Annotated in this window: 12 protein-coding genes and 8 tRNA genes; 14 read left to right on the top strand and 6 right to left on the bottom strand. The window is 53.4% G+C overall.

The window, feature by feature from the left end:
- Window positions 1-9: 9 nt before the first annotated feature.
- Complete coding sequence (locus JYB84_RS08560) at window positions 10-1,866, top strand: M2 family metallopeptidase (RefSeq protein ID WP_207322971.1); 1,857 nt, start codon at window positions 10-12, stop codon at window positions 1,864-1,866.
- Between the two features lie 60 nt (window positions 1,867-1,926).
- Here the strand turns inward: JYB84_RS08560 and JYB84_RS08555 are convergent, their stop codons facing one another.
- Window positions 1,927-2,484 (bottom strand): Smr/MutS family protein, encoded by a 558-nt coding sequence (locus JYB84_RS08555; protein WP_207322970.1) that lies wholly within the window; start codon window positions 2,482-2,484, stop codon window positions 1,927-1,929.
- A 121-nt stretch (window positions 2,485-2,605) separates the two neighbouring features.
- On the opposite strand from JYB84_RS08555, the gene JYB84_RS08550 reads away from it, so the two are divergent.
- A complete protein-coding gene (locus tag JYB84_RS08550) occupies window positions 2,606-3,154 on the top strand; it encodes a YybH family protein (RefSeq protein ID WP_207323156.1) in 549 nt (182 codons plus the stop codon).
- A gap of 3 nt (window positions 3,155-3,157) precedes the next feature.
- Window positions 3,158-3,613, top strand: a complete 456-nt coding sequence (locus JYB84_RS08545; RefSeq protein ID WP_207322969.1) for a YchJ family protein — start codon at window positions 3,158-3,160, stop codon at window positions 3,611-3,613.
- Here JYB84_RS08545 and JYB84_RS08540 read toward each other — a convergent pair.
- The 3 genes from JYB84_RS08540 to JYB84_RS08530 all read right to left on the bottom strand — a co-directional run bounded on the left by JYB84_RS08540 (window position 3,610) and on the right by JYB84_RS08530 (window position 6,738).
- On the bottom strand, window positions 3,610-5,787 hold the full coding sequence (locus tag JYB84_RS08540; RefSeq protein WP_207322968.1) for a putative bifunctional diguanylate cyclase/phosphodiesterase: 2,178 nt from the start codon (window positions 5,785-5,787) through the stop codon (window positions 3,610-3,612). The two genes, JYB84_RS08545 and JYB84_RS08540, sit on opposite strands and share 4 nt — an antisense overlap.
- A 99-nt stretch (window positions 5,788-5,886) precedes the next feature.
- Window positions 5,887-6,180: a DUF406 family protein gene (locus JYB84_RS08535; RefSeq protein WP_207322967.1), complete on the bottom strand. Its 294-nt coding sequence runs from the start codon at window positions 6,178-6,180 to the stop codon at window positions 5,887-5,889.
- 72 nt (window positions 6,181-6,252) lie between these two features.
- Window positions 6,253-6,738: a VC2046/SO_2500 family protein gene (locus tag JYB84_RS08530; protein WP_207322966.1), complete on the bottom strand. Its 486-nt coding sequence runs from the start codon at window positions 6,736-6,738 to the stop codon at window positions 6,253-6,255.
- A gap of 125 nt (window positions 6,739-6,863) precedes the next feature.
- On the opposite strand from JYB84_RS08530, the gene JYB84_RS08525 reads away from it, so the two are divergent.
- The 4 genes from JYB84_RS08525 to JYB84_RS08510 all read left to right on the top strand — a co-directional run bounded on the left by JYB84_RS08525 (window position 6,864) and on the right by JYB84_RS08510 (window position 8,447).
- Window positions 6,864-6,948 (top strand) — tRNA-Tyr (locus JYB84_RS08525).
- 36 nt (window positions 6,949-6,984) lie between these two features.
- Window positions 6,985-7,069, top strand: a tRNA-Tyr gene (locus tag JYB84_RS08520).
- Window positions 7,070-7,095: 26 nt separating this feature from the next.
- Window positions 7,096-7,180, top strand: a tRNA-Tyr gene (locus JYB84_RS08515).
- A gap of 205 nt (window positions 7,181-7,385) precedes the next feature.
- Entirely contained in the window at window positions 7,386-8,447 is a 1,062-nt protein-coding gene (locus JYB84_RS08510; protein WP_207322965.1) for a PLP-dependent cysteine synthase family protein, read from the top strand.
- A 41-nt stretch (window positions 8,448-8,488) separates the two neighbouring features.
- Here the strand turns inward: JYB84_RS08510 and queE are convergent, their stop codons facing one another.
- Window positions 8,489-9,157: a 7-carboxy-7-deazaguanine synthase QueE gene (gene queE, locus JYB84_RS08505; RefSeq protein ID WP_207322964.1), complete on the bottom strand. Its 669-nt coding sequence runs from the start codon at window positions 9,155-9,157 to the stop codon at window positions 8,489-8,491.
- Between the two features lie 136 nt (window positions 9,158-9,293).
- Here queE and queC point away from each other — a divergent pair, with 136 nt between their 5' ends.
- Window positions 9,294-9,998, top strand: coding sequence for a 7-cyano-7-deazaguanine synthase QueC (gene queC, locus JYB84_RS08500; protein WP_207322963.1), 705 nt, complete (start codon window positions 9,294-9,296; stop codon window positions 9,996-9,998).
- A complete protein-coding gene (rrtA, locus tag JYB84_RS08495) occupies window positions 9,986-10,597 on the top strand; it encodes a rhombosortase (RefSeq protein WP_207322962.1) in 612 nt (203 codons plus the stop codon). The genes queC and rrtA overlap by 13 nt, the downstream gene beginning before the upstream one ends.
- Before the next feature lie 53 nt (window positions 10,598-10,650).
- Here rrtA and uvrB read toward each other — a convergent pair whose 3' ends face one another.
- Complete coding sequence (gene uvrB, locus JYB84_RS08490; RefSeq protein WP_228290922.1) at window positions 10,651-12,657, bottom strand: excinuclease ABC subunit UvrB; 2,007 nt, start codon at window positions 12,655-12,657, stop codon at window positions 10,651-10,653.
- A 706-nt stretch (window positions 12,658-13,363) separates the two neighbouring features.
- Between uvrB and JYB84_RS08485 the strand changes: the two genes are divergently transcribed.
- The 5 genes from JYB84_RS08485 (at window position 13,364) to JYB84_RS08465 (ending at window position 13,858) form a co-directional block, all read left to right on the top strand.
- A tRNA-Asn gene (locus JYB84_RS08485) sits at window positions 13,364-13,439 on the top strand.
- Between the two features lie 51 nt (window positions 13,440-13,490).
- A tRNA-Asn gene (locus JYB84_RS08480) sits at window positions 13,491-13,566 on the top strand.
- A 21-nt stretch (window positions 13,567-13,587) separates the two neighbouring features.
- Window positions 13,588-13,663: transfer RNA gene (locus tag JYB84_RS08475), tRNA-Asn, on the top strand.
- 21 nt (window positions 13,664-13,684) lie between these two features.
- Window positions 13,685-13,760 (top strand) — tRNA-Asn (locus tag JYB84_RS08470).
- Between the two features lie 22 nt (window positions 13,761-13,782).
- A tRNA-Asn gene (locus JYB84_RS08465) sits at window positions 13,783-13,858 on the top strand.
- The last annotated feature ends 52 nt before the right edge of the window (window positions 13,859-13,910 follow it).

The raw sequence follows: 13,910 nt of genomic DNA, 5'->3' as shown, positions 1-13,910 counted from the left end.
GAGGCCCTTATGTCACTCACCCATCTGAAACTCACCCGCATCGCCGCAACCGTCGGTCTTGCCATCGTCGCTGCCGCCTGCACACAGCAGGAAACCGCCAAGGCTCCAACCCCGGCGGTGACCGAAGCGGCCAAGCCCACGGTCGCAGAAGCCAAGGCGTTCATCCAAAACGCCGAAGCTGAATTGGCCGCATTATCGCTGGAAAGTAATCGCGCTGAGTGGATCTACAGTAACTTTATTACCGAAGATACAGCGTCATTGTCGGCCGCCGTTGCAGAAAAAGTGACCGCCGCATCGGTTCGCTTTGCCAATGAAGCGGCCAGGTTCGTCGACCTGCCGTTGGATGCTGACGATGCCCGCAAACTTAACCTGCTGCGCAGCGCACTGGTGTTGCCGGCCCCCCTGGATCCGGCCAAAAACGCTGAACTGGCGAAAATCAGCTCAGAACTTAACGGCCTCTATGGCAAGGGCAAGTATTGCCTTAAAGATGGTCGTTGTCTGACCCAGCCGGAACTGTCGGCCCTGATGGCGGAATCCCGCGATCCGGAATTGCTGAAGGAAGTTTGGGCCGGTTGGCGTGAAATAGCCAAGCCCATGCGGCCGCTGTTTGAGCGTGAAGTGGAGTTGGCCAACGAAGGGGCCAGAGATCTGGGTTATCCCAGTCTGTCTGAACTGTGGCGCAGCCAGTATGACATGGCTCCCAACGATTTTTCCGCCGAGCTCGACCGCCTCTGGGGTCAGGTCAAGCCCTTGTATGAGTCGCTGCACTGCTATGTGCGCGGTGAGTTGAACCAGCAATATGGCGATGAAGTTGCGCCCAAGACAGGTGCTATCCCGGCCCACTTGCTCGGCAACATGTGGGCACAGCAATGGGGTAACATCTATCCCATGCTGGCGCCCAAGGATGCCGATCCCGGCTATGATGTGACCGAGTTGCTGGCCAAGCAAGGCTACGACGAGCAAAAGATGGTGAAGCAGGCCGAAAGCTTCTTTACCTCTTTGGGCTTTGACGCCCTGCCCGACACCTTCTGGCAACGTTCCCTGTTCGTACAACCCAAGGACAGGGACGTGATCTGTCATGCCTCGGCCTGGGATCTCGACAACGCCGATGATATTCGTATCAAGATGTGTATCCAGAAAACCGGCGATGACTTCAAGGTGATACACCACGAGTTGGGCCATAACTTCTATCAGCGGGCCTACAAAAACCAACCCTATATCTTTAAAGGCAGTGCCAATGATGGTTTCCATGAGGCCATAGGCGACACCATAGCCCTGTCCATCACGCCAAAATATCTGCAGCAGATTGGTCTGCTGGATCAGGTACCCGATGCGTCCAAGGATATAGGGCTGTTGCTCAGACAGGCATTGGACAAGGTGGCTTTCCTGCCCTTTGGCCTGATGATAGACCAGTGGCGCTGGAAGGTATTCTCCGGTGAAATCAAGCCGGAGCAATATAACCAGGCCTGGTGGGAACTTCGTCAGAAGTATCAGGGTGTGATGGCACCGGTTGAGCGCAGTGAAGCGGACTTCGATCCGGGTGCCAAGTACCATGTACCGGGTAATGTGCCTTACACCCGCTACTTCCTGGCCCACATACTGCAGTTCCAGTTCCACAAGGCCCTGTGTGACATTGCCAAGGACGAAGGTCCGGTGCATCGCTGCTCCATCTATGGCAATAAGGATGCCGGTGCCAAGCTGAACGCCATGCTGGAAATGGGTCTCAGTAAGCCATGGCCGCAAGCCCTTGCCGTGGTTACCGGCAGAGAGCAAATGGACGCCAGCGCCGTTCTGGATTATTTCGCGCCGCTCAAATCCTGGCTGGATGAGCAAAACAATGCCGCCAACCGCCAGTGTGGCTGGTAAAGTGACTTAAGTGAACAAAAGCCCGGGTTCCCGGGCTTTTTTATGTGATTGGCTCGGCAACTAACGGCTGCCATGGCCCTTGCTGTTGGTTTCCCTGCTGTGGACCCTGGCCTGGGCTGATTTTTCCAGCATCAGGTACAGGGCTCCTTTGCCACCGTCTTTGAGTTGGGCACTGTAAAACGCCTGAACCTCGTCAATTTGCGGCAACCAGGCCGCCATGGCAGAACGCATTACGCCCTTGCCATGAACCAATAACAGATTGCGCTCATCGCGGGCAATAACGTCATCTATCACTTTAAGCAGCAACAAACGGGCATCCAACAGCTTCATACCACGGAGATCGCACTGGCGCTTGCTGCGGTACTTGCCCAGTTTCAATTGCCTGAACACCAACTGTTGTACCCCATCCCGGCAAAAGCTCAGCTCCACATCCGCCCCAATAGGCGGTAAATGGGCGGGATCGACCGCCAGCGGTGCCAGTCTGGCTTCAAGTTGAGCCAGCTTACATTTCCTGGCCTGTTCCTGCGGATCCGGCGCCGAAGGCAGTAAAGTTTGTTGTTTTAACGGAATCACATCGGCCATTTCGGCCCAAAACAACGCGTTATCCTGATCGGTCATGATGTGTCTCCTGTCTTGAACCATACAGCGGAGGCTACACACTTTGTAATGATCTGCTTCTTGGGTTACAGCAGGCCATACATTATAGTGATGTCCATGATAGCTGGAATTATTGTTTATGATGAGAGTTTTACTTTTACTGGCTGCCTTGCTGATGTCGATCGGTGCTTTTGCAGCCAATGCCATGGATGATAACAAGGCACTTAACACCAATTACCAAAGGTTCGTTGAGGCATTTCAAAGCTTGGATCCCGAGGTGTTGGAAAAAGTGTACGACGAGAATGCCTGTTACATTACCGACAAGCAGGACAGAGAGATAGTACGTGGACGTCAGGCCATAGTGGCCGTTTATCACGCCTTCTTTGGCAAAATAAAGCGCAAGAATGCCCGCATAGAAGTGGACTTCCGCTTACTTGAGCGGACAATCGAAGGCAACAGTGCGACAGACGTAGGTTATTACCTGGTTCGTTTTCACCCTGCCGCCGACACGGGTGAGCCCGTCAGTGAGTTCGCCGGAAAATTTGTTACAGTTGCCAAAAAGCAGAAAGACGGTGCCTGGTCACTGACGGTGGATTCCAATAACGGTGCCGATAGCCGCTTCTACTTTGATGCAAAGCCCGTCCCCAACCTGTATTATGGCGAGCAGTTTGTCAGAAGCCTGAAACCCTGAGTTATGAAGCAAGTCTGCCCCTGCGGCGGCGGTGATTATGAAAACTGCTGCCGCCCCTTTCACGCCGGAATGCGCCCTGCCCCCACACCTGAAACCCTGATGCGTTCGCGCTACAGTGCCTTTGTGTTGCAGCTGTGGGACTATTTAATTGCAACCCATCACCCGGACTATCGCCGGGATCTCAATAGCCAGATCCTGGCCGCGGGTCCACATCCCCAATGGCTGGCCCTGAATATTAAAGAGAGCTCTATGGATGGGGACTCGGGTAAGGTCCACTTTATCGCCTGGTATAAGGATGGCAACACACTGGATGCCATAGAGGAAATATCGGACTTCGTTCGCGAGCAGGGATTGTGGTTTTACACCCAGGGACAGCACAGAAACGCAGCCCTGCCGGGTCGTAACTCACCCTGCATTTGTGGCAGCGGAAAAAAGTTCAAGCAGTGCTGTGGGCGCTAAACCGGCAAGCGGTTCGCAGGCACCTGATTTTCATATAGAAACTGCGAAAACTCCGCTTCCCTGAGCGCCGGGCTGTACAGAAAACCCTGTGCCTGATCGCACAAACTCTTGGCCAGAAACGTTTCTTGATCTGTGGTCTCTACACCTTCGGCTGTCAGTGACAGATTAAGGGCGCGCGCCATGGCGATAATGGCACTGACGATTTCGCGGCTTTCATGACTAACTGTCAAATCGGATATGAATGACCTGTCTATTTTCAGTTTGCTGATGGGGAATTGTTTCAGATAACGCATGGAACTGTAGCCGGTACCAAAGTCATCAATGGCCAGCCCTACTCCCAGTTCCGCCAGCTCCTGACATAGGTTGGTCGCGTAGCGAATGTCTTCCATCAGCTCGGTTTCGGTGATTTCCAGGATGAGACTCTTGGGTCTAAGCCGGTAACGACTCAGCAGTTGCCACACCTGTTCGTACAGATTGCCGCTGAAGAATTGCCTGGCGGACACGTTCACATGCATGGACATATCCAGATTGTGATGCTGCCACAGGTTGAGTTGGCGGCAAGCGGCCTCCAGAACCCAGGCGCCAATGGCGTTGATCATGCCGGATTGCTCGGCAATATCGATAAAGGCCCCGGGAAACAACACCCCTTTCTTGGGATGATGCCAACGGATCAGCGCTTCGGCCCCGGTGTAGCGATTCTGCTGTAAGTCCCACAGGGGCTGATAATAGAGCTCAAATTGGCGGCCGCGGATGGCGGTGTGCAGGTCGCGCTCAATCTGGGCGTCGTCCTTAAAGGCACTGAGCAAGGTGCTGTTGAAGATTTGGATCGCCGTGCCCTGTTTCTTCTTGGCATGTTGCAGCGCGATATCGGCACAGGTTAGAGGCGCCACCAGGTTGTTGACAGCGGCCAAATCCACCGCCGCCAGTGCAGGCTTGGGGTCAACCTGCTCACGGCCGATAAACACCGGCGCGGCCAGTTGCTGATAAAGCTTGTTACGCAGGAATTCCTCTTCCTCGGACGGATCCGCCATCAGCACGGCAAATTCATCACTGCCGACCCGGGCTATTTCCTTGGCCTTATAGATATCGGCGAAATGCCGCAGCCGTCTGGCTATTTCAATCAGCAGAGCGTCTCCCTGCTCATGGCCATAGGTATCGTTGAACCGCTTGAAGCCCATCAGGTCAACCAGCAGCAACATCCCCTGCTGGCTGCGCTCCAGTACCCGGTTGAAATGCGCCCGGTTATACAGACCGGTTAAATTGCAGCGCCAGGCCAGTTTTTCCAACTCGGCCTGGTAGTTGTGTTGTTCGCTGTTATCTTCCCCGCAGACCAACACATAATGATTTCCGCGTTCGGTAATGAATTGACTGGCGTGATATTTAAGCCAATAGCAGTGGCCATCGGCCCGCTTCAGTTTGACCTCACCCTGAACATTTTCGCCCTTGAAAATACGTGCCAGCGTGGTTTCACCCAACTTGGGATGTTGCCGGAAAAAATCCATTTGCTTCAGGCCCAGGCCTATGACCTTTTCCGCAGGCAGGCCCGTAATACGGCCATGGGCGGCGTTCACATACTCAACCTTTTCCGTGTGCAGGTTAATCAACATGGTGACCTGATCGGATTGCTCGGCAGCAGAGCGGAACAACATCAGCTGTTCATCTTTGTCATCGGCCTGACGGGTCGCCAGTGTCAATGCCAATTGATCGGCAAGCTGGCTGCCCAGGTGAATATCAAACTCCGACCATAACAGTGGTTGACTGCGCTCAAGGCAAAGAATGCCTTCCAGGTGGCCATTGATACGGATGGCAAGGTCGAGAGTGGAACGTATCCCCCGTTCAATAAAATAGTCATCTCGCAATTCAGATACCCGGTCATCCGATAGTGTATCTGCAACATCTATATGCCTGTGCTTGCGCAATTCCTGCAAATAACGGGGGGCGTTTTTCAATGACGCGGGGCGCTTTTTCCCCTGGGGTAATACGGGACCGAAGAAGGCTATTTCCGCCTGGGTAGCCTGGGATTCATTCAATGACCAAACGCTGGCGAAAGACAAGCCCAGATGCTGACACAGGAGTTCAGTCACCAGCTCTGCTGTCTTGGCAAAATCACCTTGCTGTTTAACGGTCGAGTTGACCACCAAATCAACAATATGCTGATGTTTGCGTTTTTTCACACAGATCCCTTAATTAACTGCGGGCCCGGGCCCACAGAGGTTTTTATTCTAATTTTGCCGAGATTACAGTAAGTTCGTCACCAAGAGCAATATGGTGCTTCAGCCAGTTAGTCCATTATCCAAAGCGAAAATCAATTTTTCGGCACTGACATCAAATTGCAAGCTCAGACGACAGCCACTTGCCTCAGCCTCCAGTTGCGCCCGGCACCCCGGAAATCTCGCCAAGGCCAGCGTTGCCAGTTCCTTCGCCTTCATTTCGGCATCCACACCGGAAAAAGACAAGGTCATACAGGTATCCTGTTCGTCAAGCACAGTACCTATGTCAACAAAACTGCCGCAATCATTGCAGGTATCGTTGATGGTCGAGGATTGCTGCTCTTCAATGCTCTTCATCTCTGTTCCTCTGTTCGATAATCACAATGGCCGCATTTTAAAGGTTATAGCAATACGGGACTGTGGCGCGGTTCAAGCTTGTGCCATCCGCTGCGCCAGTGCCAGCTGACCACTGAGGCGATCGTTGAAATGGGGAATCTCGGGCAGCGCGGGATGCTGTGGCTCAAGATAACGGGACTTGCACAAAGGGTCGGTATTGTTCAAGGCATCCAGCATGGTGACGGGGATCGGTCCCCGGGTGACCAAAGCCTCCGGCTTCAGCGCCTGTTGCAGCGCAAAACCACGCAAGCCCAATTCGTGAAATTCACCGCCGTTATTGACCAGGGAGTCGTCGGCCACATCCGCGACCAGGGTTTGGGCCGGCGGCAATTCAAATTGGCGTCGCAGTTTGGCATCCACAGTGCCTTCTTCACCCAAAGTGAACTGGGCCATGTCCCGGGCATCCTGGGATAGCATGGCCAACAGCAGGGCGAACTCTCCGCGACGACCATGCTCTATTGCATGGTTGAGGCGCTCGCCACATTGCAGTTCATTGATTAAAGGTGAAGCAATTTGCATATAAAAACGTCAATAAAACATATCCTTGTAACTTAATCGACCACTTGGCCAGTTACTTTAGCTTTTTTTAAGAATTTAGCCTTTACATATAAAACGAATCTGCTTACTATTGCCGCCGCAATTGAGGAGGGGTTCCCGAGTGGCCAAAGGGATCAGACTGTAAATCTGACGGCTCCGCCTTCGAAGGTTCGAATCCTTCTCCCTCCACCATTTGCCTACAATTTGAAAAGCGTCCAGTGACACATTGGAGGGGTTCCCGAGTGGCCAAAGGGATCAGACTGTAAATCTGACGGCTCCGCCTTCGAAGGTTCGAATCCTTCTCCCTCCACCATTTCACTGTTCTCAATTCGCCCCTGTGGAGGGGTTCCCGAGTGGCCAAAGGGATCAGACTGTAAATCTGACGGCTCCGCCTTCGAAGGTTCGAATCCTTCTCCCTCCACCATTTTCTCTTTTCTCTCTCGTGTTTATTCCCCCTGTGATCTCCCCGGTAGCCTTTTCAGGCCAAAACCTGTTGTTGCCCTCTAATTTAAAGCCACTGTTAGCCACACTTTCCAGCGTTTGATCCGCCGCCACAATGGTGTTGCTGGCTTTTATATGCGATTTCATTATGATTTAGCCGATATGGTTATAACATTTCCGGAACCGCTATGAACAAGCACTGGGTAAACCAGGCCATTGCCAAAATTGATGCTGATTTCCAACGCAGTGCCGACACGCACCTGATCAAGCTTGAATTACCCATGCTGGCAGGTATCGACATCTACCTGAAGGATGAGAGCACTCACCCCACGGGCAGCCTCAAGCACAGATTGGCACGTTCGCTGTTCCTTTATGCCCTGTGTAATGGCTGGATAAATGAGGGCACGCCTATCATAGAGTCCTCCTCCGGCAGCACTGCGGTGTCCGAAGCCTATTTTGCGCGCCTGCTGGGCCTGCCCTTTATTGCCGTGGTACCCAAAAGTACCGCCAAACGAAAGGTCGAGCAGATAGGTTTCTACGGTGGCCAATGCCATTTTGTCGATAAGACCTCTGAGATTTATGCCGAATCCGAACGTCTGGCCCGGGAACTCAAGGGCCATTACATGGATCAGTTCACCTTTGCCGAGCGGGCCACCGACTGGCGCGGCAATAACAACATTGCCAATTCCATCTTCAGCCAGATGGCACTTGAGCCCCATCCCGTGCCGCGTTGGATTGTTATGAGCCCGGGCACAGGTGGTACCTCGGCCACCATAGGCCGCTACATCCGTTACCAGCAGCTGGCTACCCGCCTGTGTGTGGTGGACCCGGAAATTTCGGTGTTCTATGACTATTTCCACAGCCGCGATGCCGGTCTGTGCCTGTCACAAGGCAGCAGAATTGAAGGTATAGGCAGGCCAAGGGTTGAGCCTTCCTTTATTCCCGGAGTTGTTGATGAAATGCTCAAGGTGTCGGATGCCAACTCCATCGCCACCATGCTGTGGCTGGAGCGTCTGATTGGCCGTAAAACCGGTCCCTCCACAGGTACCAACCTCTATGGCGCCCTGAAACAGGCGAGCCTGATGAAGCAGGCCGGTGAAACCGGCTCGATAGTGACCCTCATCTGCGATCCCGGCGAGCGCTATCTGGATACCTATTACCATCCGGACTGGGTTACAGAGCAGATAGGCGATATCAGTGGGGCCCAGGCGGCCCTTGAGGAATTCAACCGAAGCGGCTTATTGGCCTGAGACAATAACGGCGACCCAGGGTCGCCGTTATTACTTAACAATCAATCGATATTAAGGTATTTGTGCGTTTGGATAGACAGGCGCCAATTACGGGCAATACAGGTTTTCATTGCCAGTTCCGTGGCCCTCGGCTTCTGACTGATGGGTTGGAGACAGATGGTCTTGCCGCTGATGTCCAGACCACAGAGCAAATCGTCAAGCTCCTCGATATGCTTCTCCGTGGCTATGGGGTGCTTGATTTCATTGGCTCGCTCCAAAGCCTGCCTCAGCACGGGATAGCCCCCTTTCATATTGACCTTGGGGGAGACTGTCACCCAGGTGCCTTCAGAGCACTTCACTTCAAAGGTGCCACTGGTCTCTATCTGACATTGGTAACCGGCCTGCTCCAGCCCTATAGTTAAGGCGGTGAGATCGTACAGGCAAGGTTCACCGCCGGTGATCACCACCAAACGGGCGCTGAAACCCTTGGCTTTGAAGGCCGAGACCAAACTGTCGGCATCGTGCATGGCCCAGCGGCCAATACTACCATCGACCCGGATCACATCCGCGGGCGACACCCGATTCTGCTCCAGCAGTTCCCAGGTCTGCTTGGTGTCACACCAACTGCAGCCCACAGGACATCCCTGCAGGCGTACAAAGATAGCCGGCATACCTGTATGGCATCCTTCACCCTGGATGGTCTCAAAAACTTCGTTAACCGGATATGTCATGACAGGCCTCTTTGGTTGGGGCGGCTTTTATAGTGGATTTTTTGCCGGCTTGCAAGCCGGCTCGCCGGCTGCGGCTTTGCAGCGTGACCCACCTCGGGTAAACTGAGCTCCTGATATTTTGTTTGAAGTTCGTCTTATGTCAAAAGCAGTTAAGTCTAAAGCCGTTGTTGTTTTCAGTGGTGGCCAGGATTCCACCACCTGTCTTATTCAGGCCCTGGCACAATTTGATGAAGTGCATGCCATTACCTTCGACTATGGTCAACGCCATGTGGCAGAAATAGAAGTCGCCAAGGCCCTCACCAGCCGCTTGGGAGTGGCCAGTCACAAGATAATGGACGTGTCGCTGTTGGGCGAGCTGGCTATCTCCGCACTCACCCGTGATGCCATTCCGGTATCCCATGAATTAATGGACAATGGCCTGCCGAACACCTTTGTACCCGGCCGCAACATACTGTTTCTGACTTTGGCGGGGATATACGCTTATCAACTCGGTGCCGATACCGTCATAACCGGTGTATGCGAAACCGACTTTTCCGGCTATCCGGATTGTCGCAACGAATTTATCCAGGCCATGGCCAAGGCATTGGTGCTGGGGATGGACAGGCCCCTGGAGATCCGCACGCCGCTGATGTGGCTAAACAAAGCCGAAACTTGGGCCCTGGCGGACCGCTATGGCCAGCTGGAACTGGTGCGTCATCATACCCTCACCTGCTATAACGGCATTCAGGGTGATGGCTGTGGCGACTGCCCGGCCTGCCATCTGCGCAGCCGCGGTCTGGAGGACTACCTCAATCATAAAGACGCGGTAACTGAAGCTCTGGACAGCAAATGTCCGCGCTGAGCAGTCCGAGCAGGGCCTGGTTGGCGCCGCTGATAGTTTCCCTAGTGAGCATTGGTCTTTTCTTTTTGTCCCTGGACGATGTGTTGGCTTTTCGCCGCGACGCCATAGATCAGGGCGAATACTGGCGCCTTATCAGCGGTAATCTGCTGCACACCAATCATTGGCACCTGTTGATGAATCTGGCCGGTCTGTGGGTTATCTACAGTTTGCATCATTTTCATTACCGCATCTGGCCCTTGCTGGCACTGCTGCTGGCACTGTGTACCCTCGAGGGCCTGGGCCTGTATCTTGGCTATCCGCAATTGTGGGGCTACGTGGGACTGAGCGGGATCCTGCATGGGTTATTCGCCTTTGGTGCCCTGCTGGATATACGCCGGGGCTATAGATCGGGGTACCTGTTGCTGCTCGGCGTCATACTCAAGGTCAGCTGGGAAAACACCATGGGCGCCAGCGACGGAGTGACCGAGCTTATCGGCGCCAGGGTCGCCACCGAATCCCATTTGGTGGGTCTGGTATCCGGCATAGCTTTGGGGCTCCTGTGGCTTGTGGCAGCAACACAACTCAAACCGGGCAAGGAGCAGATAGGCGCCGGCCACTGATCTCAGGGACAGTCCTAGCCAAATAAAAAAACGCGCCGGGGCGCGTTTTTTGTTTATATCTTGAGCAAGGTTTCCCTCAGCCTGTGTGCTTCGTCCCTGAGCGCCGCGGCCTGTTCAAATTCCAGATCCCGGGCATGCTGCAGCATACGCTTTTCCAGCTCGTCAATTTGCTGTGCCAGCACATGGGGATCAAGCCCCTGATACTTGCCTTTTGGCTCAGCAACCTTGGAATACTCCCGGGTCGGTGCCTCTCGTTCACCTATATCCATCACATCGGTGATCTTCTTGACCACCCCTTTGGGGATTATGCCGTGCTCCAGGTTAAACAAGCGCTGCTTCTCACGCCGGCGTTCGGTTTCACCCATGGCTCTGGCCATGGAATCCGTCACCCTGTCGGCATAGAGGATCACCTTGCCGTTCACGTTACGGGCGGCCCGGCCTATGGTCTGAATAAGGGAGCGCTCGGAGCGCAAAAAGCCTTCCTTGTCCGCATCCAGAATACACACCAGTGATACCTCGGGCATATCCAGCCCTTCCCTCAGCAGGTTGATCCCCACCAAGACATCAAAGACCCCCAGACGCAGATCGCGAATGATCTCGACCCGCTCCACCGTTTCTATATCCGAGTGCAGATAACGCACCTTTATGCCGTGTTCGTCCAGATATTCGGTCAGATCTTCGGCCATGCGCTTGGTCAAGGTGGTTACCAGCACCCGCTCATTGACCGCGATGCGCTTGCGGGCTTCTGAGAGGAGATCGTCCACCTGTATGGCCACGGGCCTGACTTCCAGTTCGGGATCCAGCAAGCCCGTCGGTCTGACGACCTGCTCGGCAATTTCACCGTCACTCTTTTCAAGTTCGTAATGGCCCGGGGTCGCAGACACATAAATGGTTTGCGGCATCAAGGCCTCAAACTCTTCGAATTTCAGCGGCCGGTTATCCAGGGCCGATGGCAGGCGAAAGCCGTATTCCACCAGGGTGGTTTTACGGGAGCGATCGCCCTTGTACATGGCGCCTATCTGGGGCACTGTGACATGGGATTCATCTATGATCAGCAAGCCATCCGCCGGCAGGTAATCCAGCAGTGTTGGCGGACCTTCCCCTTCATTGCGGCCCGACAGGTAGCGGGAATAGTTTTCAATGCCGGAGCAGTAGCCAAGCTCGGTCATCATCTCCAGATCGTACTGCACTCGCTCGCCAATGCGCTGGGCCTCAATCAGTTTGTTGGCATCGAGCAACTGTTGCTTCCGCTCGCGCAATTCCTGCTTGATAAGCTCAATGGCATCGAGGATTTTCTCCCTCGGGGTCACATAATGGGTCTTGGGGTACACTGTGGTGCGGGCAATGCGTTTGATGATCTGTCCCGTGAGCGGGTCAAATTCACTCAACCGCTCAATTTCATCGTCAAACAGTTCGACCCGGATGGCATCGCGCTCCGAGTCCGCCGGGAAGATGTCGATCACTTCACCACGCACCCTGAAGGTACCGCGCTGCAATTCCATGTCGTTGCGCTTGTACTGCAGTTCACTCAGGCGGCGTAAAATGTCGCGCTGGCCCATATGATCGCCCTGGCGCAAATGCAGCAGCATTTTCATATAGGAGTCGGGATCGCCCAAACCGTAAATGGCCGACACCGAGGCGACCAGCACCACATCTTTGCGTTCCAGCAGTGCCTTGGTCGCAGAGAGGCGCATCTGTTCTATATGGGCATTGACCGAGGCATCCTTCTCGATAAAGGTATTGGACGCAGGTACATAGGCTTCGGGTTGATAATAGTCGTAATAGGACACGAAGTATTCGACGGCATTATTGGGGAAAAACTCCTTCATTTCGCCGTAGAGCTGAGCCGCCAGGGTCTTGTTGGGCGCCATGATAATAGTGGGACGTCCCAGGGTGGCAATCACATTGGCCACGGTGAAGGTTTTGCCGGAACCTGTTACACCCAGCAAGGTTTGGCTGGCGAGCCCGGCCTCCAGGCCGTCCACCAATTTGGCAATGGCGGTGGGCTGATCGCCCGCAGGCTGATACTGGCTGTTTAACTCAAATACGGTCTCGGACACAGTTTTTCTTCCTTTATCTACCCAGCAGCACATTCTATCCCAGTGCAAGGAGATGCTGAAAGTCTGATATCCGATTGAAATTCACTGTCATGCCGGTTCAAACCTGGCTTTGAGCGAAAACGCAAGTGAAATCCCACCCTGACGCACAAATTCATACACAAGATGTGGTTTCATACGGGTTACAATTCTGCAACAGCAAAAGCTGAATTGTCGACTGTCACAACAATTTCACTTGACATTGATTCTATTGATAATTTTATTTTATCGGCAATTTTTGAAAATCTAAGTCCACTCCAGTATGCACAAGGGTTTGACGCCGATTATCGTGTCTAACCCACAGGGTTATCCACAGTTTTTGTGGAAAACTAGCCAAAGCCCTTGCGCCATCTGGGTTTGCTGAATCCGGCTGCTGTAACCGCTTGCTTTTTTGCTGCTGAAATTTTCCTACATTTGTCACTGCTGACCTCACATTCGGCACAGTCGCAGAAGTGAACAGCAGTAAAACAAGCAAACGCACAGTCTAAATCGTAATTAATTCAGTGTTTTCCCGCTTAAATCTCCACCGTTATGGCTGATTTGCCGCCATGGTGAACATTAGATGAGCACTTAACAGTCCAATTACACTTTTTTTGAATGCGCGAGTTGACTCATCCGACGGCGCGTTTTACTATGCGCACCGTTCTCAGCGAGTGGTTGAAACAACGATTCCCCTGTAGTTCAGTCGGTAGAACGGCGGACTGTTAATCCGTATGTCACTGGTTCAAGTCCAGTCAGGGGAGCCAACTCATTGAGACGGTTTGGGTCAAACCAAACTCTGAAGTAAACAGAATTGTTCCCCTGTAGTTCAGTCGGTAGAACGGCGGACTGTTAATCCGTATGTCACTGGTTCAAGTCCAGTCAGGGGAGCCACTTCAGTAAGCGTTATATTGTTCCCCTGTAGTTCAGTCGGTAGAACGGCGGACTGTTAATCCGTATGTCACTGGTTCAAGTCCAGTCAGGGGAGCCACTTCAGTAAGCGTTACATTGTTCCCCTGTAGTTCAGTCGGTAGAACGGCGGACTGTTAATCCGTATGTCACTGGTTCAAGTCCAGTCAGGGGAGCCACTTCAGCAAGCATCTATATTGTTCCCCTGTAGTTCAGTCGGTAGAACGGCGGACTGTTAATCCGTATGTCACTGGTTCAAGTCCAGTCAGGGGAGCCAAACTGCCCTTCCCCCGTCAAATCCTATTGATTTAGATTTTGTTTTTAGCATA

It is taken from the genome of Shewanella cyperi (assembly GCF_017354985.1).
In the GTDB taxonomy this organism is placed as follows: domain Bacteria; phylum Pseudomonadota; class Gammaproteobacteria; order Enterobacterales; family Shewanellaceae; genus Shewanella; species Shewanella cyperi.
Note: the sequence above shows the minus strand (reverse complement) of the source record. Positions and strands in the feature narration are given on the sequence as shown.

Bases quoted from the DNA above. Each gene is read 5' to 3' on its own strand.
- JYB84_RS08560 (WP_207322971.1), top strand. From the start codon at position 10: ATGTCACTCACCCATCTGAAACTCACCCGCATCGCCGCAACCGTCGGT.
- JYB84_RS08550 (WP_207323156.1), top strand. From the start codon at position 2,606: ATGAGAGTTTTACTTTTACTGGCTGCCTTGCTGATGTCGATCGGTGCT.
- JYB84_RS08530 (WP_207322966.1), bottom strand. From the start codon at position 6,738: ATGCAAATTGCTTCACCTTTAATCAATGAACTGCAATGTGGCGAGCGC.
- rrtA (WP_207322962.1), top strand. From the start codon at position 9,986: ATGTCCGCGCTGAGCAGTCCGAGCAGGGCCTGGTTGGCGCCGCTGATA.
- JYB84_RS08545 (WP_207322969.1), top strand. From the start codon at position 3,158: ATGAAGCAAGTCTGCCCCTGCGGCGGCGGTGATTATGAAAACTGCTGC.
- JYB84_RS08555 (WP_207322970.1), bottom strand. From the start codon at position 2,484: ATGACCGATCAGGATAACGCGTTGTTTTGGGCCGAAATGGCCGATGTG.
- JYB84_RS08535 (WP_207322967.1), bottom strand. From the start codon at position 6,180: ATGAAGAGCATTGAAGAGCAGCAATCCTCGACCATCAACGATACCTGC.
- queE (WP_207322964.1), bottom strand. From the start codon at position 9,157: ATGACATATCCGGTTAACGAAGTTTTTGAGACCATCCAGGGTGAAGGA.
- JYB84_RS08510 (WP_207322965.1), top strand. From the start codon at position 7,386: ATGAACAAGCACTGGGTAAACCAGGCCATTGCCAAAATTGATGCTGAT.
- queC (WP_207322963.1), top strand. From the start codon at position 9,294: ATGTCAAAAGCAGTTAAGTCTAAAGCCGTTGTTGTTTTCAGTGGTGGC.